21 protein-coding genes and 1 pseudogene are annotated in these 23,730 nt (G+C 65.8%); 9 read left to right on the top strand and 13 right to left on the bottom strand.

Annotated elements, in window-relative coordinates; all coding sequences use genetic code 11:
• The first annotated feature begins 103 nt into the window (after window positions 1-103).
• Together CYD53_RS22520 and CYD53_RS22515 are read left to right on the top strand one after the other, a co-directional pair.
• Window positions 104-808, top strand: coding sequence for a TerC family protein (locus CYD53_RS22520; protein WP_181011979.1), 705 nt, complete (start codon window positions 104-106; stop codon window positions 806-808).
• A 19-nt stretch (window positions 809-827) separates the two neighbouring features.
• The gene (locus tag CYD53_RS22515) at window positions 828-1,568 is read left to right on the top strand and encodes a TerC family protein (protein WP_103720331.1); all 741 of its coding nucleotides are present in this window, start codon (window positions 828-830) and stop codon (window positions 1,566-1,568) included.
• Window positions 1,569-1,576: 8 nt separating this feature from the next.
• Here CYD53_RS22515 and CYD53_RS22510 read toward each other — a convergent pair whose 3' ends face one another.
• Window positions 1,577-2,182, bottom strand: a complete 606-nt coding sequence (locus CYD53_RS22510; protein ID WP_103720330.1) for a 4'-phosphopantetheinyl transferase family protein — start codon at window positions 2,180-2,182, stop codon at window positions 1,577-1,579.
• 109 nt (window positions 2,183-2,291) lie between these two features.
• Between CYD53_RS22510 and CYD53_RS22505 the strand changes: the two genes are divergently transcribed.
• The 3 genes from CYD53_RS22505 (at window position 2,292) to CYD53_RS22495 (ending at window position 4,320) form a co-directional block, all read left to right on the top strand.
• Window positions 2,292-3,023, top strand: coding sequence for an AzlC family ABC transporter permease (locus tag CYD53_RS22505; protein ID WP_245928378.1), 732 nt, complete (start codon window positions 2,292-2,294; stop codon window positions 3,021-3,023).
• Window positions 3,010-3,327 (top strand): AzlD family protein, encoded by a 318-nt coding sequence (locus tag CYD53_RS22500; RefSeq protein WP_103720329.1) that lies wholly within the window; start codon window positions 3,010-3,012, stop codon window positions 3,325-3,327. Before CYD53_RS22505 ends, CYD53_RS22500 begins: the two co-directional genes overlap by 14 nt.
• Window positions 3,328-3,453: 126 nt before the next feature.
• Window positions 3,454-4,320 (top strand): branched-chain amino acid aminotransferase, encoded by an 867-nt coding sequence (locus CYD53_RS22495; RefSeq protein WP_103720328.1) that lies wholly within the window; start codon window positions 3,454-3,456, stop codon window positions 4,318-4,320.
• A 105-nt stretch (window positions 4,321-4,425) separates the two neighbouring features.
• On the opposite strand, the gene murJ is transcribed toward CYD53_RS22495, so the two are convergent.
• Complete coding sequence (gene murJ, locus CYD53_RS22490) at window positions 4,426-5,952, bottom strand: murein biosynthesis integral membrane protein MurJ (protein ID WP_103720327.1); 1,527 nt, start codon at window positions 5,950-5,952, stop codon at window positions 4,426-4,428.
• A 99-nt stretch (window positions 5,953-6,051) separates the two neighbouring features.
• Window positions 6,052-7,086, bottom strand: a complete 1,035-nt coding sequence (locus CYD53_RS22485; protein ID WP_245928377.1) for a glycosyltransferase family 2 protein — start codon at window positions 7,084-7,086, stop codon at window positions 6,052-6,054.
• A 209-nt stretch (window positions 7,087-7,295) separates the two neighbouring features.
• Here CYD53_RS22485 and CYD53_RS22480 point away from each other — a divergent pair, with 209 nt between their 5' ends.
• Together CYD53_RS22480 and CYD53_RS22475 are read left to right on the top strand one after the other, a co-directional pair.
• Window positions 7,296-8,180: a ChbG/HpnK family deacetylase gene (locus tag CYD53_RS22480; RefSeq protein WP_103720326.1), complete on the top strand. Its 885-nt coding sequence runs from the start codon at window positions 7,296-7,298 to the stop codon at window positions 8,178-8,180.
• A 108-nt stretch (window positions 8,181-8,288) separates the two neighbouring features.
• Complete coding sequence (locus CYD53_RS22475) at window positions 8,289-9,983, top strand: methyl-accepting chemotaxis protein (protein WP_103720325.1); 1,695 nt, start codon at window positions 8,289-8,291, stop codon at window positions 9,981-9,983.
• Window positions 9,984-10,142: 159 nt separating this feature from the next.
• Here the strand turns inward: CYD53_RS22475 and CYD53_RS22470 are convergent, their stop codons facing one another.
• On the bottom strand, window positions 10,143-10,742 hold the full coding sequence (locus CYD53_RS22470; protein WP_069690232.1) for a superoxide dismutase: 600 nt from the start codon (window positions 10,740-10,742) through the stop codon (window positions 10,143-10,145).
• 308 nt (window positions 10,743-11,050) lie between these two features.
• Here CYD53_RS22470 and CYD53_RS22465 point away from each other — a divergent pair, with 308 nt between their 5' ends.
• Window positions 11,051-12,436: a hypothetical protein gene (locus CYD53_RS22465; RefSeq protein ID WP_103720324.1), complete on the top strand. Its 1,386-nt coding sequence runs from the start codon at window positions 11,051-11,053 to the stop codon at window positions 12,434-12,436.
• Here the strand turns inward: CYD53_RS22465 and CYD53_RS22460 are convergent, their stop codons facing one another.
• Window positions 12,437-14,548: a S9 family peptidase gene (locus CYD53_RS22460; RefSeq protein ID WP_103720323.1), complete on the bottom strand. Its 2,112-nt coding sequence runs from the start codon at window positions 14,546-14,548 to the stop codon at window positions 12,437-12,439.
• Window positions 14,549-14,954: 406 nt separating this feature from the next.
• Between CYD53_RS22460 and CYD53_RS22455 the strand changes: the two genes are divergently transcribed.
• Window positions 14,955-15,371 carry a Ros/MucR family transcriptional regulator gene (locus CYD53_RS22455; protein WP_092169332.1) on the top strand — a complete coding sequence of 139 codons (417 nt, stop codon included), beginning with the start codon at window positions 14,955-14,957 and terminating at the stop codon, window positions 15,369-15,371.
• 156 nt (window positions 15,372-15,527) lie between these two features.
• On the opposite strand, the gene CYD53_RS22450 is transcribed toward CYD53_RS22455, so the two are convergent.
• The 8 genes and pseudogenes from CYD53_RS22450 to CYD53_RS22415 form a co-directional block, all read right to left on the bottom strand.
• Window positions 15,528-16,817, bottom strand: a complete 1,290-nt coding sequence (locus CYD53_RS22450; protein ID WP_103720322.1) for an NAD(P)/FAD-dependent oxidoreductase — start codon at window positions 16,815-16,817, stop codon at window positions 15,528-15,530.
• A 368-nt stretch (window positions 16,818-17,185) separates the two neighbouring features.
• Window positions 17,186-17,299 (bottom strand): annotated as a pseudogene (locus tag CYD53_RS30380) (methyl-accepting chemotaxis protein); the annotation flags it as partial.
• A gap of 83 nt (window positions 17,300-17,382) precedes the next feature.
• The gene (locus tag CYD53_RS22440) at window positions 17,383-18,414 is read right to left on the bottom strand and encodes an ArsR/SmtB family transcription factor (RefSeq protein WP_103720320.1); all 1,032 of its coding nucleotides are present in this window, start codon (window positions 18,412-18,414) and stop codon (window positions 17,383-17,385) included.
• A gap of 19 nt (window positions 18,415-18,433) precedes the next feature.
• Entirely contained in the window at window positions 18,434-19,969 is a 1,536-nt protein-coding gene (arfA, locus tag CYD53_RS22435) for an arabinosylfuranosidase ArfA (protein WP_103720319.1), read from the bottom strand.
• A complete protein-coding gene (locus CYD53_RS22430) occupies window positions 19,966-20,811 on the bottom strand; it encodes an ABC transporter ATP-binding protein (protein WP_103720318.1) in 846 nt (281 codons plus the stop codon). The genes arfA and CYD53_RS22430 overlap by 4 nt, the downstream gene beginning before the upstream one ends.
• Window positions 20,808-21,818 (bottom strand): ABC transporter ATP-binding protein, encoded by a 1,011-nt coding sequence (locus CYD53_RS22425; RefSeq protein ID WP_103720317.1) that lies wholly within the window; start codon window positions 21,816-21,818, stop codon window positions 20,808-20,810. Before CYD53_RS22425 ends, CYD53_RS22430 begins: the two co-directional genes overlap by 4 nt.
• The gene (locus tag CYD53_RS22420; RefSeq protein WP_103720316.1) at window positions 21,815-22,678 is read right to left on the bottom strand and encodes an ABC transporter permease; all 864 of its coding nucleotides are present in this window, start codon (window positions 22,676-22,678) and stop codon (window positions 21,815-21,817) included. Before CYD53_RS22420 ends, CYD53_RS22425 begins: the two co-directional genes overlap by 4 nt.
• Window positions 22,678-23,682, bottom strand: a complete 1,005-nt coding sequence (locus CYD53_RS22415) for an ABC transporter permease (RefSeq protein WP_103720315.1) — start codon at window positions 23,680-23,682, stop codon at window positions 22,678-22,680. Before CYD53_RS22415 ends, CYD53_RS22420 begins: the two co-directional genes overlap by 1 nt.
• Window positions 23,683-23,730: the final 48 nt, after the last annotated feature.

Genomic DNA, 23,730 nt, shown 5'->3' with positions numbered 1-23,730 from the left:
AAGATTTTGGCACCCAAATTCCGGTGCCCAGGACCCCGGAGGCGCGACAGCGCCGCCGGGTTAACTAGAAATTGAACTGACGTTGCTGGAAGGGCTGGCTTTGATGGATCTCTCCTCGATTTCCTTCGTCGATCCTCTGATCTGGGGAAAACTGGCGGAGATCATCGCGCTCAACATCGTCCTCTCCGGCGACAATGCCGTGGTGATCGCGCTCGCCTGCCGGGCGCTGGCGCCCGCACAAAGAGCCAAGGGCATCGCGCTCGGCGCAGGCGTCGCTGTGGTCTTGCGCGTCATCTTCACCGTGCTGATCGCCTCGCTGCTGAACGCGCCTTTCCTGCATATCGTCGGCGCGCTGCTGCTGGTCTGGATCGCGGTCAAGCTGATCATCGAGGATGGCGAGAGCGACGAGGATTCGATCACCGCCAGCAGCAAGCTCTGGAAGGCGGTCCAGACGGTCGCGATCGCCGACATCGTCATGAGCCTCGACAATGTGCTGGCCATCGCCGCCGTCGCCAAGGATTCGATCCCGCTCCTGATCGCGGGGCTCGTCATCTCGATCCCGCTGATCGTGCTCGGCGCCTCGCTCATCACCAGCCTGCTGACGCGCTTTCCGGTCCTGGTCTGGGCGGGCGCTGCGCTGCTCGGCTGGGTCGCCGGCGAAATGTTCGACAGCGATCCCTGGCTCATCACCCGGTTCGGCGCCGATATGCTGCACCGCCTCGAATATCCGGCCGCTGCCCTGGGTGCGATTCTCGTGCTCGCGCTGGGCTATTGGCTGAAACCACGCCGGCCAGATCCGGCCCTCTGACACAGGGACTGACCGACCTATGGACTTTTCATCATCCCAATTCTGGGTGTCGCTGCTCCAGATCATCTGGATCGACCTGCTCCTGTCCGGAGACAACGCGGTCGTCATCGCGCTCGCCTGCCGCTCGCTGCCGGAAAACCGGCGCAAGATCGGCATCTGGCTCGGCGCCGGCGCAGCCGTCGGCTTGCGCATCGTCTTCGCGCTCGTGGTCAGCTATCTGCTGAACGTGCCCTTCCTGAAGGTGGTCGGCGGCGTCCTGCTGTTCTGGATCGCGATCAAGCTCGCCATGGGCGAGGAGGAAGCCCATAGCGACATCGAGGCGAGCGACAATCTCTGGCGGGCGGTGCGCACCATCGCCATTGCCGACGCCGTGATGAGCCTCGACAACGTCATCGCCATCGCGGCAGCCTCGCGCGGACATCCCGAGCTCTTCATCTTCGGCCTGCTGCTCTCGATCCCGCTGATCATCATGGGCGCGCAGCTCCTGACCTCGATCATCGAGCGCTTCCCGATCCTGGTCTGGCTCGGCGCGGCCCTGCTCGGCTGGATCGCGGCGGAAATGATCATCGGCGACATTGCCGTGCTGCAATGGCTCCAGGTCAACATGCCGAGCTGGGTCACCCCTGTGCCGACAGATGCCAGCGCACTCGGAATCGGTCCGGCCGCCATGCCGCACTATATCTCCTCGGCCATCGGCGCGGCGCTCGTTTGTCTCGTCGCCTATCTGCTGAAGAAGAAGCCGGCAGACCAGCCGGGCTGACATCTCACTCAGCTGAGAACCACAACCGCGGCGGCCAGGCTCTCCTGGCCGCCGTTTTCTGTGACGCGGCTCATGCCGAGATTTGCGCCCGGTCGCTCCGGATCGCTGATACTGAACACACCTTGCGCGGTGAGCGTGACGGAGAAGCTCTCCGGCGCGCGAGCGAAGCCGGTGCCGAGCGCCTTCACATAGGCCTCCTTGGCCGCCCAGAGCTCTGCGAAGGCAAGTGGTCGCGCCAGTTCGTGCAGGGTGAGCAGCGCCGTCCGCTCCTGCGGATGCAAGACCGCGAGCGGCGGCGTGGCCAGGGGCTCGAGCCGCTCGATATCGACCCCGACAGGATGCGGCGCGAGCGCCAGCGCGACGAAGCCCGCCCGCGTCGCAAGCGAGAGATACAGCCCCGTCCCGACAGGTTGCGCCAGCAGGGGGCGGCCTCGTTCGTCATGCCCGATCGCAATGGCCTCGACCGGCAGGCCGAGCTGGGCGGCGATGATCGTTCGCGCCGTCTCGCGCCGCAAGGCCGAACGCTCGGCGAGGTTGGCCGGGCTCGCGCCGGTCGCTATCAGCCAGGTCGCGGGCAGGGCAGGGGCGGCGATGGGGCAGGTCAGCCAGTGCATGGCGCAAGGCTAGCACGGGACTGGCGCTTGTCCCGCCCTGCGCAGGCCTCATAAGCGGCCGGTGCTGCCATCCGTTGACGGTATGATGCGTTAGCGCTCTTGAAGAGCCATGACCGCTTCGCCCGAACCGACTTCGGAGGCCGCCCGCCCCTTGCTCACCATGCAGGGCGTGCGCCTGGGCGTCCGCAGGGTCTCCGTGCTGCTGCCGGGCATCGTCGTCTTTGCGGTCGCCTTCGGCGCGGCGGCAGCGGCCAAGGGGCTGAGCCTGCTGGAGACGGTCATGATGAGCGCGCTGGTCTATGCCGGCGTGGCGCAGCTCGTGGCTATGGAGCTGTGGCGGCCGGAATGGAGCTGGGGGGCGATTGCGGGGCTTGCCGTCGTCACCGCGACGGTGAATGCGCGCATGGTGCTGCAGGGGGCTTCGCTGCAGCCCTGGTTCGCGCCTTATCCCAAGGCGCTCAACGCCGCGCATCTCTTTCTCTTCACCGATGCGAGCTGGCTGATCGGCGCGCGCTATCATGGCGAGGGCGGGCGCGATCTGGGCGTGATCATCGGCGCCGGCGTCCTGCTCTGGGTCGTCTGGGTCGCGACGACGATCCCGGGATACCTGCTCGGCGCCCTGGTGGCCGATCCGCGCCAATACGGCATCGATCTCGTCATGCCGATCTTCTTCGCCGCGATGATCGTGCCGCTCTGGCGCGGCAAGCGGGCGGCCGTGCCCTGGGTCGTCGCGGGGCTCGTCGCATTGGTCACGGCGAAGCTGATCGACGGCTATGCCTTCATCATCGTCGGCTCGCTTGCCGGCGCGCTTACAGGGGCGTTCAGCGATGACCCTGCCTGATCCCGGCCCATGGGGCGCGGCCTTCGTCATCCTCGCCATGATGCTGGCGACCTATCTCTGCCGCATCTCCGGCGTGATCATGATGGGCTTCATTCCGCTGACCCCGCGCGTCCGGCGTGGGCTTGCGGCGCTGCCGGGCTCGATCGTGGTCGCGACCGTGCTGCCGCTGATCGAGCGGCTCGGTTTCACTGCGGCACTCGCACTCATCGCGGCGATCGGCAGCATGGTGCTGCGGCGCAGCGAGTTGCTGGCCTTGGCGGTCGGCATGGCGACGGTCTCGGCAGCGCGCGCGCTCGGCTTCTGATCGATCACCGCTTCCGATCGCTTCCATCACATCCCGTCATCGCTTGGCCGCTTGCGCCATGTTGACGCCGGCGATCTCTGGGCAGACGGTGTCTGTCAGCAAAACTGACCAAATTGGAGCGCCGCTATGGCATGGTATTCTCAGACCTGGAGCTGGTTCGACGGTGCCTGGCACGAAGGCAACCCCGGCCTGGTGGGCCCACGCAGCCATGCCCTCTGGCAGGCCTCTTCGGTCTTCGACGGCGGCCGCTATTTCGATGGCGTCGCGCCCGATCTCGCCGCCCATGCCGCCCGCGTCAACCGCTCCGCCAAGGCGCTCGGCCTCAAGGCCACGGTGACGCAGGACTTCATCATCGAGAAGACGCTTGAGGGCGTGAAGAAATTCGCCCCTGGCACGGCGCTCTACGTCAAGCCGATGTATTGGGGCGAGGCCGACGGGCCCTCGACCATCATGCCCGACCCGGATTCGACGCAGTTCTGCCTCTGCCTGTTCGAGGCGCCGATGCCGCAGCCGACCAATGGCTTCTCGGTGACGCAAGGAGCGTTCCGCCGGCCGACCATGGAGACGATGCCGACCGACGCCAAGGCGGGCTGCCTCTATCCCAACAACGCCCGCATCCTGCGCGCCGCCAAGGCGGCGGGCTTCGACAACGCGCTGGTGCTCGACATGCTGGGCAACGTCGCCGAGACCGCGACCTCGAACATCTTCCTGGCCAAGGACGGCGTCGTCAGGACGCCGGCTCCCAACGGCACCTTCCTGAACGGCATCACCCGCCAGCGCGTCATCGGCCTGCTCAGGCAGGACGGTATCCCCGTCGAGGAGATGAGCCTGCGCTACAGCGATTTCGAGCAGGCCGATGAGATCTTCATCTCGGGCAACTATTCCAAATGCATGCCGGTCACCCGCATCGACAACATGACGCTGCAGCCCGGCCCGATGTTCCGCCGCGCTCGCGAACTCTACATGGACTTCGCTCACACCAAGGCGGCGTGAAGCCGACGCTTGCGGGTTTGCCGTTGATCTCGGCACTGCTGCGTCATCCCGGGCGACCTAAGGTCGTCTCGGGATGACGGCGGTTTCGGATCAAACGGACGAAAGCTAACGCAGTAGCCTGGCGAGCCGGCTGAGCTTGAGCGCCAGCGCCGCGGTCGCGAGATAGATCGCCGCGGCCACGGCCCCGACGCAGGCGAGCGCCGCGAGCCTTGGCTGTAGCGGAAACCACGCCGTCGCGGCAAGCAGGGAGGGGACGGACAGGCGCGCCGCCAGGCCCGCCAGAACCGCCGCCAGCACGACGATGGCGGCAAAACTCGACAGCCCCCCCGCCGGCCGGGTCCAGCCACGCTGCACGCCCAAGGCGAACAGCGCGCCGACATTGATCCAAGCGCCCGCCGCAGTCGCCAGTGCAAGGCCCGGCGCGCCCCAGTCGCGCCAGAGCAGCAATTTCAGCGCGACATTCGCGGCGATGGCCGCCAGCGAGACCAGCATCGGCGTCGTGGTGTCGCCGCGTGCCTGGAAACTCGACACCTGGGTGCGGATCATCACGATGGCCGGCAGCCCGATCGCATAGGCGAAGAGCACGGCTGCCGCCGCCTGGCTCGCGGCAGCGTCGAAGCGCCCGCGCTCGAACAAGGCGGAGACGATCAGTTCGGGAACGGCGAGGAATGCGGCAGCGAAGGGGGCGGCGGCGATCAGCGTCAGCGCGACGGCCCGGTTCTGCGCCCTGTCGGAGCCGGCGACGTCGCCTGCCGCGAGCAGGCGGCTCATCGTCGGCAACAGGACCGTGCCGACGCCGATGGCGATGACCCCGATCGGCAATTGGTAGAGGCCGCCTGCATAGTAGAGCGCGGAATAGGCACCCGCCGGCAGCAGCGAGGCGATGATCGTGTCGGCGAAAAGCGCGATCTGGACACCGGCCGAGCCGATGACGGCCGGCCCGAACGCCTTCAGGAACGCCTTGACGTCGAGATCGACGCGCGGCCGCACCACGGTTGCCGCGACATTCGCCTGGCGCGCCGCGAGCGCCAACACGAGCCATTGCAGGAAGCCGGAGATCACCACGCCCCAGGCGGCGGCATAGGCGGCATTGGGGAACAGGAACGCTACGGTAAGCGCCGCGATCAGGCAGAGATTGAGCAGGATCGGCGCCGCCGCCGCCGCCGCGAATTTGTCGACGGCATTGAGGTTGGCCGAGAGCAGCGTCACCAGCGTGATGAAGAGCAGATAGGGAAAGGTGATCCGCGTCAGCGCGACGGCGAGTTCGAAGCGCTGCGGATCATGCGCGAAGCCGGGCGCGAGCAGGCGCACGACGTCGGGCATGAAGGGCAGGGCGAGCCCGAGCAGGATGATCTGGACGATCAGGTTGAGGGTGAAGACCCGGTCGGAGAAGAGCGTGGCGGCGGCCTGGCCGGCCTGCTGCCTGACCCGGGCATAGGCGGGGATATAGGCCTGGTTGAAGGCACCCTCGCCGAAGATCGCGCGGAAATGGTTCGGCAGGCGCAGCGCGACCGAAAATGCGTCCATCAGCGGGCCGGCGCCGAGCACGGCCGCCAGCACGATGTCGCGTATGAAGCCCGAGAGGCGCGAGAGCAGCGTGAAGCCGCCGACGGAGAGGATTTTTCTGAACATCGCGTGCCTTGGGGCGGCCTGGAGCCTCAGCCCTCATCCTGAGAAGCCGCATAGCGGCGTCTCGAAGGATGGTCCAGTGCGGCCATGCGGCTTCGCCGTCTACCGGATCAATGGCGGCAGGGCGTCGCCGCGCGGATGGTCGACGGTGCGGGCGTCGAAACCGACGCGCTCGCCGATCAGATAGAGCGGCCGGCGCTTCACCTCCGCGAAGATGCGCCCGACATATTCGCCGATCATGCCCAGCGAGATCAGCTGGATGCCGGAAAAGAACATGATCGAGACGATCAGCGAGGGGAAGCCGGGCAGGTCGGTGCCGAAGAAGACCGTGCGCAGCAGGAAGAAGGCGGCCGAGAGCGTGGAGATGACGGCGATCACGACGCCGGCCCAGGTCGCGATCTTCAACGGTACGGTCGAGAAGGACGATAATCCGTCGAAGGCGAAGCTGAACAGCTTGCCGAAGCGGAACTTGGTCTCGCCATGCTGGCGTTCGGCGACCTCGAAAGTCACGCCGGTCGAGGGAAAGCCGACCCAGGCATAGAGCCCCTTGGAGAAACGCGCCCGTTCCGGCAAGGCACGCAGCGCGTCGACCACCTTGCGGTCGAGCAGACGGAAATCGCCGGCACCTTCCGGCAATTCGGTTTCGCCGAAGCGCGCGAACAGCTTGTAGAACGCCCTGGCGAGATTGCGCTTGAGGGCGCTCTCGCCGGCCCGGCTGGCGCGCTGGCCGTAGATGTTCAGGAAGCCGGCGCGCCATTTTTCCAGGAAGACCAGGATCGTCTCCGGCGGATGCTGCAGATCGGCGTCCATGATCACGACCGCGTCGCCCGAGGCATGGTCGAGCCCGGCCGCGATGGCGATCTCCTTGCCGAAATTGCGGCTGAACGAGACGCCGCTGATCCGGGGATCGCTGGCGCTCAGCAGCTTCAGCACGGACAGCGTGCCGTCGCGGCTGCCGTCATCGACGCAGACCAGCTCCCAGGACGAGACCGCGCCCGCCAGCACCGTCTTGAGCCGCTCGACCAGGATCGGCAGATTGTCGGCCTCGTCATAGACGGGCACGACGATAGACAATTCCGGCCGGCTGGCCCGGGCGCGCGAGGCTTCCGAAGGAGGGATGGGCGACGTCTCGGACACGAACAGAACCTCTCAGGCGTCGATCTCGATTAGGACTTGCTCGACGAAGCCTTGCGGCTCGTCGCCCGACGAGGGGTGACGCTGTCCGCACAGAACCGTAAAGCTGGCGCGCTCACAAGGGCGGTGAGAGCGAGCCCTGCCGGCCTGCGACCCGATCACGTCGGGCCGGCTTGCCGCACGGCCCGTATCCGATCGCAGATGAACCAGGGATGACAGACGAGATGACGACCGGCTTCATTCTCTGCGCCGACGATTTCGCCCTGACGGAGGGGGTCAGCCGCTCGATCCTGTCCTTGCTCGAAGCCGGCAAGCTCTCGGCGGCGGGCGCGATGACCAACCGCCCGCATTGGAAGTCCTTTGCCGGCGCCTTTGCGGCGCAAGCGGGCCGGGCGGATCTCGGCTTGCATCTGAACCTGACCTGCGCCGCCCCGCTCGGCGCGATGCCGCGCCTGGCCGCCAATGGCGTCCTGCCGAAGCTGGGCGATCTGGCACGGGCTGCGCTTCTGTCTGGGGCGGCGCGCGCGGAGATTGCCGCCGAGATCGCGCGCCAGCTCGACGCCTTCGAGGATGCGATGGGGCGCGCACCGGATTTCCTCGACGGGCACCAGCATGCCCATGTCCTGCCCGGCGTGCGCGGCGCAGTGCTGGCGGCGCTGCAGAGGCGCTATCGCGAGGGCGCGATCTATCTGCGCGACCCCGCCGACTCGATCGCCGCAATCCGCCGGCGCGGCGTTGCCGTCGGCAAGGCGCTGGTCATCGCCGGCCTGGCCTGGGGCCTGCACGGATCGGCCCTGAGGCGCGGCATTCCGGTCAATCGCGGCTTTTCCGGCATCTCGCCCTTTGATCCCGCTCGCGATTTCCGGGCTGATCTCGCGCGCTTCCTGGTCGCGCCGGGGCCGGCTCATCTCGTCATGTGCCATCCGGGCTTCGTCGACGAGGAGTTGATGGGGCTCGACCCGGTCGTCGCGACGCGGCCATTGGAGCATGCGGCGCTGATGAGCTTCGTGCCGCCCCAGGGCCTGGCCATGGTCCGTTTCTCGGAAATGGGCCTCACGTCTGTGACGAGAGCCGGCTCGGCCGGCGAACAGCGCTGAACCCCTCCTTCACGCAAGCTATTCTTTACCTCGTTCATTCATGCTGCGTGTTTGGGGATCGCAGTCGGTTGCGCGCCTAGCACGCGACAGCGGGGAGACATCTGCGCAATGAAGTGGTTCAAGCGGGCTGGCAAGGCGGCAACCCCTGCCCAAACGCTCGCGACCAGGGAAGGCGTAACCCAGTCGCTGGGCAGCCAGATCGCTGGCGCGGCGGTGGCTCTCGTCGCGATCGCCATCGTTTTCGTCGTGGTCGCCGTTGCACGCTATAACGACGCCAAGACGCACGGCGACCTCGAACAGAAGATGACCGCGCTGACCACCATGGTCGTCAATGCATCGCCGGCGCTGATCCTGGCGCGCGATACCACCACGCTGGGCTACATCCTGGAATCCCTGCGGCGCGATCCCGATTTCGATTCCGGCATCGTGGCCGACGATCTTTCGATCCTGGCGAGCGCCGGTCGGACCGAAGAGGCGCGCCTCTCGCTGACACCGCGTGCGCTGGCCGCCGCGCTCGGCCGTCCGCCCTGGGACGTCATGGCCGGCGTGACCTCGACCGAGATCGAGGATCAGACCTATGTCACGAAGCTGCATGTGGTGAAGATCGGCGGAATCCAGAAGCAGATCGGCTATATCGCGATCCGATTCGACAAGACGCGCCTGGTCGCGAGGTCGACCTGGGAACAGGTCGCGACGATCGGCTTCGGCGTCGCCATCCTGCTGGTCCTGGGGCCGCTGCTCTGGATCTCGCTCTCGCGCACCATGAAGCCGCTGAAAAGCATGACGCGGGCGATCGTCAGCATCTCTGACGGCAAGCTCGACACGCCGATCGACGCACTCGGCCGGCGTGACGAGATCGGCGCCATCGCCCATGCGCTCGGCATTCTGAAGGTTCGGCTCGGCGAGCGCGCGGTCCTGCAGGAGAAGCAGCATGTCTCCGAAGCCGAGCGTCGCCAGCACCAGCAGCGGGTCGATGAGGCGATCGCGCTGTTCCGCGCCGAGGTCGGCGTCGCGCTCGAAGCCTTCAAGAGCAATGCCGACCGGATGAGCGAGGCCTCCGACGGCCTAGCCCGCGTGGCGGCGGAATCCTCGGGCCGTGCGGCGCGCGCCGCGCAGAACTCACAAGGGGCGTCCGTCAATGTCGAGAACGCCGCCCAGGCGGCCGAGGAGATGGGCGCGGCCATTCGCGAGGTCGAGTTCCAGGTCCGGCGCGTCCGTGCCGAGATCGTCGAAGCGGCTTCCGTCTCGCGCGATACGGCAAGCTCGGTGCGTGCGCTCGACGAGACGGCGCGCGCCATCGGCGAGGTGGTGAACCTGATCCGCGATATCGCGGCCCAGACCAATCTCCTGGCGCTGAACGCGACCATCGAAGCGGCCCGCGCCGGCGAGGCCGGGCGCGGTTTTGCGGTCGTCGCCGCCGAGGTCAAGAGTCTCGCTTCGCAGACGGCGGACGCGACCGACCGCATCGTCGCCCAGGTCGGCGCCATCCAGGGCGCGACCGGCGAGGTCGTCGGTGCGATCCAGAACATCGCCGAGCGCATGGGCGCGATCGAGAGCTTCGCCAATTCGGTCGCGACCTCGATCGAGCAGCAGGCCATTGCGACCGGCGAGATCGCCAGCGGCGTCGCCATGGCGAGCTCCTCGGCCCTGTCGGTGTCGAGCGATCTGAGCGTGCTCGCCGACAGCGTCGAGGAGACCGGGCAGTCGGCGGAGCAGGTCAGAGGCGCGGCGGGAGAGGTCGCGGCCCAGGCTCTGCGCCTGCGCGCCACCGTCGACCAGTTCCTGCACAGCGTCGCCGCCTAGAGCTGAATCTGAATCCTGCTCTCATCTAAAAGTGAGAGCAGGATCGAAGCGAAAAAACGGTTCGGGCTTTTTCGCATCCTGCTCTGGCCGATCGCTCGCGCCAACGCGAAACGGGGCCCGCGAGGGCCCCGTTTGCATCTGACACAGGCTTCGAAGGCTTCAGGCCTTGGCGCCGTCATAGAGCTCGGCGACGTAGTCCCAGTTCACCAGGCTCTCGAGGAAAGCCTTGAGATAGTCGGGACGGCGGTTGCGGTAGTCGATGTAGTAGGAGTGCTCCCAGACGTCGACGCCCAGGATCGGGGTCGCGCCATGGACCAGCGGGCTCTCGCCATTCGGGGTCTTGGAGATGGCGAGCTTGCCGCCCTTCACTTCGAGCCATGCCCAGCCCGAGCCGAACTGACCGACGCCGGCGGCGACGAAGTCTTCCTTGAACTTCTCGACCGAGCCGAACGAGTCGACGATCGCCTTCTCCAGCGCGCCCGGCAGCTTGCCGCCGCCATTGGGCTTCATCCACTTCCAGAAATGCAGATGGTTGTAATGCTGGCCGGCATTGTTGAACACGGCCGGGTTCTTGCCAAACGAGGCCTTGACGATCTCCTCGAGCGACTTGCCCTCGAATTCCGTGCCCTTGATCGCATTGTTGCCGTTGGTGACATAGGCGAGATGATGCTTGTCGTGGTGGAATTCCAGCGTTTCCTTGGACATGAAGGGCTGGAGCGCGTCATGGGCGTAGGGCAGATCGGGAAGGGTAAAGGACATTGTTGCCTCTCCTTGGGCTGTCAAATCGCTTGAACTGAGAATGGCTTTCCGGTGAACGGTTCGAGCCGGGTCGCCTTGGAGAAGCGGCCCGCCATTCCATACGCTAGTTAAGCCTCCACCACGCCAGGGGCAACCGCCTCGGCCGGGGGCTGGGCCATGTCTTGAGAACGGGCGCGCCTCATTGGCGCCCGATTCATCGTCCTATCCGGGCGCGTTATCGAAACTCTCTCTTATTCAATGTGTTAGAAGATGGCTGGAATGCCTGTGCCATCGTCGGCCATTTCGGCCGTCTTGTCAGGAACGCTGCATTGATCACGACCTTCATCTTGCTGGGCCTTGCTTTCCTCGGCGGCGGTGCTGCGGCCATCGTCGATGGCTGGCCCTATCTCGTGCTCGAGCGCGGTTTCACCGAGGTGATCATCGGCGCGATCGCTGCGACGGCCGGCCTGCTCATGCTGATGCTGTCCTATGTGCTGGTCGAGATCCGCCGCGTCAGGACGAATCTGTCGAACGCCGTGCTGGCGGCATCGCTCGCTTCGATGGCCGGCGGCGAGCCGGTTCCCCTTGAAGGGGCGGCCCATCGGGACCAGGGGAGTGCGGGGGCGGCTGCGGGGCTTGGCCTGGCGGCAGGAGCTGGCGCGGCCGTGCTCGCCGGCAGCGCGGCGCATGCGGCGCAGCCGGGCGTCTCGCCCGAAGCGGAGCCGGCGGCCGAGCACGAGCCTGACTTCTTCGGCGAGCTGCTCGCGCATGAGGAAGCGTCGTCGGCGGCGGCAGAGGCTGCAAGCTCGGCTCCAGTTGACGCGCCGAAAGCGGTCGAGCCGTCGCAAGCGGAGCCGGCGATGGCTGAGGAGGAAGCGAAGGAGCCTGCGCCCGAGGCCGCGGATGCGGACAAGGCCGAGCCGACTGCCGAAGCTGCAGCCGAGCCATTACAGGCCAAGGCCAAGGCGTCGATCGAGACCGAGGCCGAGCCGCACGGTTCCGCGCAGATCGATCTCGAAAGCTCTTTCGAAGACGTGTTGCACTGGCCGGAGCCGGAGCCGCGATCCCGAGAATCTGCCGCTTCGAGCATGACGGGGCTCGATGACGAGTTCGGCGCCTTGCGCGACAGCCTGTCCAAGCGCTTGCAGTTCGGCGAGCCGGGCGCGGCCTCCGCACCGGCCGAGACGGAGACCCCGCTATCTGCAATTCGCGATCCCGAAGCGATCGAATCCGCTGCGGCCTGGATGGCGCCGCCCTCGCGAAAGCACGATTCCTGGTTCCCCGATGATGGCGAGGCGCATGATGATGCGCAGGATCCGGCCCCGACTCCGGCCGAGGCGCCGCAGGCCGAGGCCGAGCTGCCGCCATGGCCGCCTGTGACGCATGGTGTCGAAGTGCCGGCGCCGGAGCATGAGGCGGAGCCGGCTGCGGTCGCAGCTGCGGCGAGCGAGGCGCCCGAAGACGAGGCCGGCCCAGATGAGGCCGCGTCGGCCCCGCACGGCAAGGAGGCTCCCGAGGAGGAGGCTTCCGCCGCCGCGCCGCCTGCGGCCTCGGAGGAGGGCATCGTCGGCGCCTACCAGGTCGGCGACGCACATTTCACCATCTTCGCCGATGGCTCGATCAAGGCGCGCACGCCTGATGGCGACTACAACTTCGCCTCGATGGACGAGCTGAAGATCTATCTCGCCAGCGAGAAGAGCCGCCTCGGCGTCTGATCAGGCTTCCGGCCCACCCGGGTTGGGCCAGCCTTCTCCGACGGCCTGGATCGCGAAGGCATAGGAGAGGGCGGTTTCCTTCAGGGAATCGAAGCGCCCGGCCGAGCCGGCATGGCCGGCCTCCATATTGGTGTGCAGCATCACCGGGCCGCCGCCGGTCATGGTCGCGCGCAGCCGCGCCACCCATTTCGCGGGCTCCCAATAGGTCACGCGCGGATCGGTGAGGCCGCCCATCGCCAGGATGGGCGGATAGGCCTGGGCCTTGACGTTGTCATAGGGCGAGTAGCCGCGGATCGTCTCGAAGGCTGCGACATCGCGGATCGGATCGCCCCATTCCGGCCATTCCGGCGGGGTCAGAGGCAAGGTGTCGTCGAGGATCGTGTTGAGCACGTCGACGAAGGGCACCTCGGCGAGGATGCCGGCAAAGAGGCTCGGGGCCATGTTGGCAACGGCGCCCATCAGCATCCCGCCGGCGCTGCCGCCCTGCGCCACGATGCGCCCGCGAGCCGTGAAGCCCGCCTCGGCGAGCGCCTCGGCGGCGGCGATGAAATCGGTGAAGGTGTTGGCCTTCTTGTCGCGCTTGCCGTCGAGATACCAGCGCCAGCCCTTGTCGGTGCCGCCGCGCACATGAGCGATGGCGTAGACGAAACCGCGATCGACCAGACTCAGGGGCCGCGTCCGGAACGAGGCCGACATCGCCGAGCCATAGGAGCCATAGCCGTAGAGCAGGCAGGGCGCCGAGCCATCGAGTTTGGTGTCCGCCCGGTGCAGCAGGGAGATCGGCACCTTGGCGCCGTCCTTGGCCGTCGCGAAGATGCGGCGCACGCGATAGGCCGACGGGTCATGACCGGACGGCACCTCCTGCCGTTTCAGCAGAGTGCGCTCGGCGGTCGCCATGTCGTAATCATAAGTCTCTGCCGGCCGCGCCATCGAGGCATAGATGAAGCGCAGGCTGTCGGTCTCGAATTCATAGCCGGCGTCGAGGCCCAGGCCATAGGCCTCCTCGTCGAAGGCGATCTGGCTCTCGCTGCCGCTGGCAAGGTCGCGGATCACGATGCGCGGCAGGCCGTCCTCGCGCTCGAGCCGGATCAATCGGCCCGCGAGGCAGAGATGGCTGAGGATCAGCGTTCCCTGCCGATGCGGCACGAGATCGCGCCAGTGCTCGGGCCCAGGCGAGGCAAGGGGGGCGGTGACGATCTTGAAGTCTTCGGCACCTTCGGCATTGGTCAGGATCAGGAACGCATCGCCGTGATGCTCGACGCTGTATTGGCGGCCCAGCTGGCGCGGTGCAATCGTCACCGGCCGTGAATCGGGCAAGGCAAGATCGACGACCCGGACCTCCGAGGTCTCGTGATCGCCGATCGAGATCAGCAGGAAGCGGCCCGACTGGGATTCGTCGATGTCGACGAACATGCCGGCATCGCCTTCTTCATGCAGCAGTTCATCGCTCGCGGGATCCGTCCCAAGACGGTGTCGGAAGACCTTGGACGGCCTGTGGTCGGTATCGAGCCGGACATAGGCGAAGGAGCGTGAATCGCGCGCCCAGACCATCTCTCCGGTTGTATCGTCGATACGGTCGTCCAGGTCCTGGCCGGTGGTGAGATCGCGGACCCGGATGGCGTGCAATTCCGAGCCGGCCTCGTCGGCGCTCCAGGCGAGCAGGCTGTGGTCGGGACTGTGGCTGGCGTCGCCGAGGTCGAAGAAATCCTTGCCCTCGGAGAGGGCGTCGGCGTCGAGCAAGATCTGCTCGCGCGGCTTGCTCCCGGCTTTGGCGTTGCGCGGCTTGCGGCAGATCAGGGGATGTTCGCCGCCCTTGCGGTAGCGCGAATAATACAGAAAGGGACCGTCGGGCTGCGGAACGCTGGCGTCGTCTTCCTTGATCCGCCCGCGCATTTCCTTGACGAGCGCGCGCTGCAGCGGGCGCGTCGGCGCCATCAGCGTCTTGCAATAGCCGTTTTCGGCTTCGAGATAGTCTCGAATGTCCTTCGGCAGCGCGTCCGGGTCACGCAGCACATCTTTCCAGTTGGAGGCGCGCAGCCAGCCATAATCGTCGCGAAGCTCCACGCCATGGACGGTCTTCGCCTGCGTGCGGATCTCGGCTCGTGGAGGCATGACTCTCCTGCGCGACAAAGACGTTAAAATGTTTTCTGAATATTTCGCTGCGCTCATTGAAGGCACCATGATCCTCTGTCGCCGATGACTGGTAGAGATGGTTGTCATATCTGACAAGACAACCATGGCGAGCGCTAATGCACGTACCTGCATAGTGCCGAGCGCCACTGCATTTAGGCCTGTTGCGATAATTGCTTGCCTGCGATCGTATTCGCGCGGCCTCATTCACTTGCGGTGTCGTTGAGTATCGACTACATGACTATCTGATCGATCCGCTTGGGATGATTCTATGGCCGCAGGTTCTTGACCAACCGCGGGCCGTTATCAGCGTAGGCATCGGCGCCTTGACCGGCGTGGGCGATCAGGCAAGGCCTTGGTCCAAGAACACAAAAGGAGTGATGCTATCATGACTGATAATGACGGTTCGGATTTCATCGAGCTGACGGCTGACATCGTATCGGCCTATGTCTCGAATAATTCTGTTCCTGTGTCCGAATTACCTGCTCTGATCAGTGATGTGCATGCTGCGCTGAGCCGCGTTGTTGGGGGGGCCGCTCCGATCCTGCCGGCCGAGGCGCCCAAGCCCGCGATTCCGGTCAAGAAGTCGATCACGGCCGATTACCTGATCTGCCTTGAGGACGGAAAGAAGTTCAAGTCGCTGAAGCGCCATCTGCGGACGCAATACAACATGTCCCCGGAGCAGTACCGCGAGAAGTGGGGCCTGCCGCCCGATTACCCGATGGTGGCCCCCAACTACGCCGAAGCGCGCTCGCAGCTCGCCAAGAAGATGGGCCTCGGCCAGCAGCGCCGCAAGCGCCGCTGAGACGCAAGCACCATCGAGACGATTTACGGCGGCGGGCCGCTTGCGCGCAGGCGCATGGCGCTCGCCCTGGAATTCAGAAGGCCGCCGGCTTGCCGGCGGCCTTTTTCACGTTTGATCTCCCTCGTCGGCGTGGGCGATCAGCCTGAACGGATACATTCAGGGCGTCCGTCGCTCGCGCCACCAGTCGGCGACCTGATAGCTCCAATAGGTTGCCTGTACGGCGGCCGTGCCGAAAGGGCCGCCATTCCAGACGAGACCGAAAGGCTCGAACAGGGTGTGGCGGTCGCTTGTGTCGAGAATGCCCTCTGCGACGACGCGCCCGCCGATTGCCGTCGTGTTGAGGCCGTGCCCACCAAAGCCCATGCAATGCCAGACACCGGGCCCGAGCCGGCCGATCTGCGGCATCAGATGCCGCGCATAGGACATCAGGCCCGACCAGGCCATCTCGATCTTCAGCTCCGCAAGCTGCGGATAGGTCGCGATCATCGTCCGGCGTAGCAGCGCTGCGAGATCGCGCGGCTCGCTGGTGCGGGTGGTGATGCGCCCGCCCCAGAGCAGGCGCTGCCCATCCTCGACCAAGCGGTAGTAATCCCCCGCGCGGCGGTCGTCGCTGACGGCGGCGCGCGTGCCGATGACCTGCGCCAGCGCATCCGGCGCGGCTTCGGTCGTCAGCACATAGGTTGCGATCGGCAAATGGCTGGCGCGCAGCTTCGGCACCAGCCCGTCGGTATAGCCGCCGCAGGCAATCACGACATTCTTCGCTGTGACCGACCCGCCCGCGGTGGCGACGCGCTTCTGCGCGCCCGACAGATCGGCCGAGACGACGCGGGCATCCTCGATGACCAGCCCGCCCAGCGCCTCGATCGCGTCGGCGAGCGCGCGGGCATAATTCAGCGGATGGATGTGAAAGGAATTGGGATCGAACAGGGCCTGATGATAGCTCGGCGAGCGCAGCACCTCGCGAACCTGGTCCCGGGGCCAGAATTCCACCTCGTAGCCGAAGTCGCGCGCCAGCCGCTCTGCAGTCCGCTGCAGCCTGTCGCCGCTGTCGTAACGTACGGCGGCGACCTTGCCCGGAAGGGGGGCGACGCTGTCCGTCGCGCCGAGGTCGCGGATCGTGTCGGCGACGATGCGCATGCCCTCGATCGAAAGCCTGTGCAGAGTGCGGGCCTTGTCTTCACCGATGGCGCCGGCGATCGAAGCGTAGCCGCGCGAATAGCCCGAGCCGACGAAGCCGCCATTGCGCCCCGACGCGCCCCAGCCGACGGCTTGCGCCTCCAGCACCGCGACCGAACGCCCGGCTCGGGCGAGTTCGTAGGCGCAGGTCAGCCCGGCCAGCCCGCCGCCGACGATGCAGGTCTCGACCTCGACAGGTCCGCGCAGGGGAGGCCGGTCGTACCTCGTCGCAAGGGTGCGAGCATAGAAGGTGTCGGGATAGCTCGGCATGAGGGTGCCGGTGCTCCTGTCGCGGGAGGGGGCCGCTCAGGCGGCCGGGCTGCGGTCGTTGCCGGTTTTGAGGCGGCACTCAAGGACGTGGCTATAGCCGTCCAAGTCGCAACTGAACACGGCATAGACTACCGCCGAAGGCATGGCGTTCGATCGGAGGCCCATGTCGACGAAACGTCAGTGACCGATTCCCAGCCGATTATCACGCGGATACGCTGATTGAACGGCGGTTTGTGATATTCGATCCCCAGGCAAGCCTCCGAAAAGCGAGCGGGTTACAGAGGACCCAGATGGTTTGGCGGTGTCAAACCTCGCCGGAGCAGCGTTGGTGACCTGCTGGGTCGAGTTGGCGATCTGATTCGAGATATCTTGGCTGCTTCGCCAGCGCGAGCAGCTTTCACGGAGGCATTGAGCGCGAGCAGATTCGTTTGAAAAGCGGTGTCATCGATCAAGCGGATGATGTCGGAAATATCGCTCGAGGCAGGACTTCAAGCCCGCAGCGACACAAAAACTTCTCAACATGATCGGCGAAAAGCGATTGCTTCGTTGTGCCGGCAATCGGGCCTCAGGTCGCGATGTGAGGCAGGGCGTTCGTACCGTGCAGATACAGCCGCATTTTGATGTCCTGGTTGTGGTTGCCGAAGCCGCGGCCGAAAATGTTGACCCCTCCCGGCCGACCCTCCTTATCGTCGATGCCGATGCGCAGCCGGATCGAATGGTGGCGATCGAGGTCGAGATCGGTCGTCGCGATATCGCTGAGCTTGCGCTCGCCGAGGAAGGTGCCTTCTGCGGTGATACGCCAGGTCGTCAGGATGCCGTATTGGGAACCTTCGAGCTTCCACCAGGGCGGCGTATAGGTTCCGCGGCGATCGCCATAGTCCCCGGGACATGTCCAGGTGCCGATCTTGCGCTCGTTGATCCAGAGGCTGATGTCAGAAGGCCAATCGGCATTGGTGCCGGGCACCTCCGACGACATCTCCATCTCGAATTCGAGTGCCGCGATCGCGCGATTCAGCACTTTGGCGTTGTTCGGGAATTTGTATTCGACATAGCCCCGGCCGAACCAGATCAGTGCGGCCTGCACCCGGCGCGGGTCGAGGAACAGCTCCGGCACGTCGAGTACGCCGAGGATGCGATCGGTCGAGCAGAATCCGCAAGGCGCCGAGACGTTGGAACTCGTATAGAGCCCGAGCGGCATTTCGACCTCGACGATGTTGTGGTCGCGGCTAGGGTCGTCTGGATCAAGATTGACGACGATCTCGGAATAGCGCGCGGCGCAAATCTTTTGCTGCCCTTTGGCTGCCTTGCCGAGCGACGTCGAGATCAGCTCAGCTTCTTCGAGTACCTGGACATTGGTCGCAATCGTGGATTGCGGCAGGCCTAGCGCCTCGGCGATCTGGTTGATGTTCTTCGGCCCCTGCCGGTTGAGCAGTCTCAGGATACGCAGCCTGACCGGGGAGGCTAATCCGCGCAGCACCTGATATTGGCGGTCCGCATTGACGACGAGGAAGCCAAGGTCCTGCCGGCCCTCGGCGCGCGGCGCCCTGCTGGCATTGCTGCGGCGTCCGCGATGCAGTGATGGCGGATTCTCGTTCATCCTTGCGAGCGCCGTTCTGTCAGCTTTCGAGCCTGATCACATTCCACGAGGCCGGTTGCAATGCCAAGGTGATCTCATCCGATTTGGTCGAGACGCCCTTCAATGTCGCCGGTTTGACCTTGAGCGGCTCCTTCTTGCTGTTGATCGCCTTCAGATCGCTGTGGCGCAACTCGGTCGCCTCGGCGACCTTGAGCTTGCCGAAGCCGCGCGCATTGACCGTGACGTCGAGGCTGCCTTCCAGATCGCGGTTGAGCAGGAAGAGCGAGACGCCCTTGTCGTCGCTGACCACCGACGCCTTCAGATAGGGCGCTTCAATCGGATAGTAGAGGTCCTGCTTGCCGCGCGGATCGAAATAGGAGGCCTCGTAGCTTTCGGATTTGACGATCGCCTTGAGCACGGTCCCGCGCCCCAGCCGGCTCATCTGCGCGAAGGGCCAGAAGATGGTCTGGCGCCAGGCCGGGCCACCGGTTTCGGTCATGATCGGCGCGATGACGTTGACGAGTTGTGCGAGGCAGGCGGTCTTCACGCGATCGGCGTGATTGAGAAGCGAGATGCAGGCGCCGCCGAAGACCAGGGCGTCCTCCATGGAGTAGATTTCCTCGAGGATCGGCGGCGCCACCGGCCACCCTTCCTTGACGCGGTCGGCCCGCACGCGCCGCGTCCGGTACCACACGTTCCATTCGTCGAAGCTCAGCATGATGCGCTTGTCGGAGCGCCGCCGCGCCGCGACGGCGTCGGAGATCGCGACCACCTCCTCGATGAACTGATCCATCAGGTCGGGGCTGGCAAGGAAGGCCTTGGTATCGCCGGCGTAATTGTTGAAGTAGGTGTGCAGCGAGATGAATTCGACCTGGTCGAAGGTGTGCTCCAGCACCTCATCTTCCCAGCGGCCATAGGTCGGCATGTTGCGGCCGGAGGAGCCGCAGGCGGCGAGCTCGATCGACGGATCGATCCAGCGCATCATCTTCGCGGCTTCATACGCGACGCGCCCGTATTCCGTCGCGGTCTTGTGCTCCATCTGCCAGGGCCCGTCGACCTCGTTGCCGAGGCACCAGAACTTGATGTCGTGCGGCTTCTTCCAGCCATGTCTGATGCGCAGATCCGACCAGGCGCTCCCACCGGGATGGTTGCAGTATTCGACGAGGTTGCGCGCCGCGTCACCGTCGCGCGTGCCGAGATTGACGGCGAGCATGGGCTCGATCTTCGCTGCCCGGCACCAGTCCACGAACTCGTTGGTGCCAAAGCTGTTCGGCTCGGTGGTGAACCAGGCGAGGTCGAGTCTGGCGGGGCGGTCCTTGATCGGGCCGACGCCGTCCTCCCAATTGTATCCGGAGACGAAATTGCCGCCCGGATAGCGCATGATCGTCGGGCCGAGTTCCTTGACGAGTTCGAGCACGTCCTTCCGGAAGCCGCGCTTGTCGGCAGTGGGGTGCCCGGGCTCGTAGATGCCGCCATAGACGCAGCGGCCCAGATGCTCGACGAAGGCTCCGAAGAGCCTCGGATCGGTGTCGCCGATGGTGAAGGCGCGGTCGAAGGTGATGCTGGCGTGTCTCATGACCTGGCTCCGGGTGTTTCAGCCGCTTTGCGTGAATGGGTGGCACGGAAGGCTCCGGCGCTGTCGGGCGTGAGCACGGCGTCGCGGAGTTGGCGGGAATAGGGATGCGTGGGCGCCGAAAGCACGGCGCGAGCCGGTCCCTGCTCGACCACGACGCCCTGCTGCATGATGATCAGCCGGTCGCTGATGTAGTAGGCGGTGGCGAGATCGTGGGTGATGTACACGATCGACAGTCCGAGCTCGTCGCGCAGCCGGCCGAACAGGTTGACGATTGACATGCGCAGCGATGCGTCGATCATCGAGACAGGCTCGTCGGCGACGATCAGCCTGGGCTTTGCGACGAGGGCGCGGGCGATGGCGACACGCTGCAGCTGGCCGCCGGAGAGTTCGTGCGGAAACCGCCCCTTTATTTCCGGGAGCGACAGTCCTACCTGCCGTAGCGCCTCATCGACCGATCCGTCGACCGCGCTTGTGCCGGTCGCGCCGCCGAAGCGTTCGGCCGTCATGAACAGATAGCGGTCGAGCCGCTTCAGCGGATTGAACGCCTCGAACGGGTTCTGGAAGATTGGCTGGACCTCGGCCATGAAGGCGCGCCGCTCATAGGTCGCGACGTCACGTCCCCCGAGCCTGACCTGGCCGGAGCTGGGCGCATGGATGCCGAGGATCATCCGCGCCAGGGTCGACTTGCCCGAGCCCGACTCGCCGATCACGGTGAAGATCTCGGGCTTATCCGCATCGAGGGCGAAGCTCACCTCCTTGACGGCCTCGACGCGTCGCGTCGAGAACAGCCCGCCGCGCGAGAAGCTCTTGCTGACCCGGTCGAGCTCGATCAGCGCGCTCATGTCGCCATCCCCGGATTGACCGCGTGACAGGCGACGCGATGGCCGGGCAGCGTCTCGACCATGGCCGGCACGATTGTTGTGCAGACAGGCATGGCGAGCGGGCAGCGCGGGTGGAAGCGGCAGCCCGGCGGCGGGGCGGCGAGGTTGGGCGGCGTACCGTCCAGGCCCTCGCGCTGCTCGGTATCGCCGATGCGCGGCAGGCTTGCGATCAGGTGCCGCGTATAGGGATGCAGCGGCCGCGAAAAGATCTCGGGCGTCTCGCCGTCCTCGACCAGCCGCCCCGCATACATGATGCCGAGCCGGTCGGTCAGGGCGGCGTGGACGCCCATGTCGTGGGTGATGAACAATATGCTCGAGCCCATCTCGCATTGGATCGCGCGGATCATCCCCAGCACGTCTTTCTGCACCACCACGTCGAGGGCCGTGGTCGGCTCATCGGCGATGATGAAATCCGGCTTGCAGATCGTCGCGAGCGCGATGGTCACGCGCTGGCGCATGCCGCCGGAAAGCTCGTGCGGATAGGCGTCGAGCACAGACGGATCGAGCTTGACGCGCTCCATATGCGCTACGACCCGTGCGTCGAATTCGACCTTGCTGCCGCCGAGATGGCGCCAGGCGAAGTCGCGAAAACTGTACCTGACCCGCCTGAGCGGATTCAGCACGTTCATCGAGCCCTGCATGATGTAGGAAAGGTGGCGCCAGCGGATGGCGCGTACCACCTCCGGCGGCGCCCGGCCGATCGCATCCCAGCCCGGCAGGAAGGAAAAGCGGGCCGAACCACCGACCATTTCGAGCGGCGGCTTCAGCAGCCCCGCGATCGTCTTGACCAGGGTCGTCTTGCCGGAGCTGGACTCGCCCGCGAGCCCGTAGATCTCGTTGCGGTTGACCTCGAAGGTGACGCCGTCCACCGCCCTGACCTCGCGGTTGACGCCGAAATAGTGGGTGCGGAAATGCGCCTGGAGGTCGCGGACCTGCAGCACCGGCACCGCATCGCCCGCGCCGCTCATCGGCCGCCTCCCATCCGGGCGAGGCGGCTGCGCGGGTCGATATACTCGTTCATCGAGACAGCGAGCAGGAACAGGCCGACGAAGGTCATCGCCACCAGCGCGACCGGAAAGGCGATCCACCACCAGATGCCGGCCACGAGAGCGGTATGCTGGTTGGCCCAGTAGATCATCCCGCCGATCGTCGGTGTGTTGATGTCGGTGAAGCCCAGCACGGCGAGCGTGACCTCGATGCCGATCGACCAATTCATGTTGTTCATCGTGGTGGAGAACACGATCGGCAGCACATAGGGCAGGTGCTCGCGCGCCAGAATCTCGTGCGTCTTCATTCCCGAGAAGATGCTCGTCTGCGTGAACTCGCGCGTCTTCAGGCTGAGCGCGATGGAGCGGATCAGCCGCGCGTCATAGGCCCAGCCGAGGCAGGCCATGATGGTGGCGAGCAGCGGCGTCGACATCGTGTCGCGCAGCACGAAATAGAACAGGATGAGGATGGGGAAGAGCGGGATGATGATGAAGGTGTCGTTGATCGACATCAGCACGCGGTCGATCCAGCCGCCGCTGTAGCCGGCAAGCAGCCCGACGACGATCGCGATCACCCGCGACAGCACCGCGACCATGATGCCGAAGCCCAGCGTGTTGCGGATCGCGAGGGTGAGCTGCCAGAAGACGTCCTGCCCGCGCGAGGTCGTGCCCAGCCAGTGGGTGATCGAGGGCGGTATGTCGGGCGGCACGACAAAGACGTCGCCCGCCGGGTAGGGTGAGACGAAGGAAAGCCCGGCCATCACCAGCACGATGGCGACGAGCGCGAGCCCGATGCGGAATTCGAGGTTGTAACGGAGGAGGTCGCGCAGGATCGCCAGCATCAGCGCAGCTCCACGCGCGGGTCGATCAGCGGGTAGAGCAGGTCGATGACGAGGACGCCGACCGAGACGGCGATGATCGAGACGGTGGTGACGCCGAGCACCAGCCCGTAGTCGCCGGCATAGACCGCATCGACCAGCAGCGTGCCGACGCCGGGATAGCCGAAGACCTTCTCGGTGATCACTGCTCCGTTGAAGATGCCGCCGAGCGACATGGCGAGCCCGGTGACCTGCGGCGCCAGTGCATTGCGCATGACGTAGGAGCCGAGCACCCTGCGGCTGTCGAGCCCGGCGGTCTCGGCATAGACGACATAATCCTCGGTCACGATGTTCGAGACCAGCGAACGCATGCCGAGGAACCAGCTGCCGAGCCCGATCAGGATGAGCGACAGCGCCGGCAGGATGGAATGCAGGACCACGCTCGAGACGAAGGCCCAGTTCCAGCCCTGCTGCAGGTTCATCGCCGACCCGCCGGTGATCGGCAGCACCGGCCAGAGGAAGCCGAAGACGATGAGCAGCAGCAGCGCGACGATGTAGTAAGGAATCGGATGGACGCCCATGGCGACGACCCCCATCAGTTTCAGCGTACGGCTGCGCTGGTAGTAGCCGGCGAGCCCACCGAGCAGATTGCCCAGCACCCAGGTGATGAGCGTCGAGACGATCAGAAGCCCGGCGGTCCAGGGCAGCGCCCGGCCGATCAGCGCCGAGACCGGCGTGGGGAAGGCGGAGAGAGAGGGTCCGAAATCGCCGCGCACGACCCGGCTCCAGAAGGTGAGGTATTGCTCGGCCAGCGTGCCCTTGAGCCCATAGAGCTCCTGCAGCGAGGAACGCATCGCCGCGATCGCCTCCGGCGCGGTGCTGCCGAAGGAGGTCACGACCGCGATCGACTGCTCGACCGGGTCGATCGGCGAGGCATGGGTAATCACGAAGGCCAGGTTGACCCCGATGAAAACCACCATGGCGAACTGGGCCAGACGTTTCGCGAGATAGGCAGGGTAAGCGCTCATGCGATCCCGAAAGCTCCACCGCTCCGTGCGACGCAAGGCGTCACCGGC

Source organism: Allobosea psychrotolerans (assembly GCF_002917105.1).
Taxonomy (GTDB): domain Bacteria; phylum Pseudomonadota; class Alphaproteobacteria; order Rhizobiales; family Beijerinckiaceae; genus Allobosea; species Allobosea psychrotolerans.
Note: the sequence above shows the minus strand (reverse complement) of the source record. Positions and strands in the feature narration are given on the sequence as shown.

Coding starts and splice junctions, on each gene's coding strand:
- CYD53_RS22520 (WP_181011979.1), top strand. CDS start 104: ATGGATCTCTCCTCGATTTCCTTCGTCGATCCTCTGATCTGGGGAAAA.
- CYD53_RS22515 (WP_103720331.1), top strand. CDS start 828: ATGGACTTTTCATCATCCCAATTCTGGGTGTCGCTGCTCCAGATCATC.
- CYD53_RS22510 (WP_103720330.1), bottom strand. CDS start 2,182: ATGCACTGGCTGACCTGCCCCATCGCCGCCCCTGCCCTGCCCGCGACC.
- CYD53_RS22505 (WP_245928378.1), top strand. CDS start 2,292: ATGACCGCTTCGCCCGAACCGACTTCGGAGGCCGCCCGCCCCTTGCTC.
- CYD53_RS22500 (WP_103720329.1), top strand. CDS start 3,010: ATGACCCTGCCTGATCCCGGCCCATGGGGCGCGGCCTTCGTCATCCTC.
- CYD53_RS22495 (WP_103720328.1), top strand. CDS start 3,454: ATGGCATGGTATTCTCAGACCTGGAGCTGGTTCGACGGTGCCTGGCAC.
- murJ (WP_103720327.1), bottom strand. CDS start 5,952: ATGTTCAGAAAAATCCTCTCCGTCGGCGGCTTCACGCTGCTCTCGCGC.
- CYD53_RS22480 (WP_103720326.1), top strand. CDS start 7,296: ATGACAGACGAGATGACGACCGGCTTCATTCTCTGCGCCGACGATTTC.
- CYD53_RS22475 (WP_103720325.1), top strand. CDS start 8,289: ATGAAGTGGTTCAAGCGGGCTGGCAAGGCGGCAACCCCTGCCCAAACG.
- CYD53_RS22470 (WP_069690232.1), bottom strand. CDS start 10,742: ATGTCCTTTACCCTTCCCGATCTGCCCTACGCCCATGACGCGCTCCAG.
- CYD53_RS22460 (WP_103720323.1), bottom strand. CDS start 14,548: ATGCCTCCACGAGCCGAGATCCGCACGCAGGCGAAGACCGTCCATGGC.
- CYD53_RS22455 (WP_092169332.1), top strand. CDS start 14,955: ATGACTGATAATGACGGTTCGGATTTCATCGAGCTGACGGCTGACATC.
- CYD53_RS22450 (WP_103720322.1), bottom strand. CDS start 16,817: ATGCCGAGCTATCCCGACACCTTCTATGCTCGCACCCTTGCGACGAGG.
- CYD53_RS22440 (WP_103720320.1), bottom strand. CDS start 18,414: ATGAACGAGAATCCGCCATCACTGCATCGCGGACGCCGCAGCAATGCC.
- arfA (WP_103720319.1), bottom strand. CDS start 19,969: ATGAGACACGCCAGCATCACCTTCGACCGCGCCTTCACCATCGGCGAC.
- CYD53_RS22430 (WP_103720318.1), bottom strand. CDS start 20,811: ATGAGCGCGCTGATCGAGCTCGACCGGGTCAGCAAGAGCTTCTCGCGC.
- CYD53_RS22425 (WP_103720317.1), bottom strand. CDS start 21,818: ATGAGCGGCGCGGGCGATGCGGTGCCGGTGCTGCAGGTCCGCGACCTC.
- CYD53_RS22420 (WP_103720316.1), bottom strand. CDS start 22,678: ATGCTGGCGATCCTGCGCGACCTCCTCCGTTACAACCTCGAATTCCGC.
- CYD53_RS22415 (WP_103720315.1), bottom strand. CDS start 23,682: ATGAGCGCTTACCCTGCCTATCTCGCGAAACGTCTGGCCCAGTTCGCC.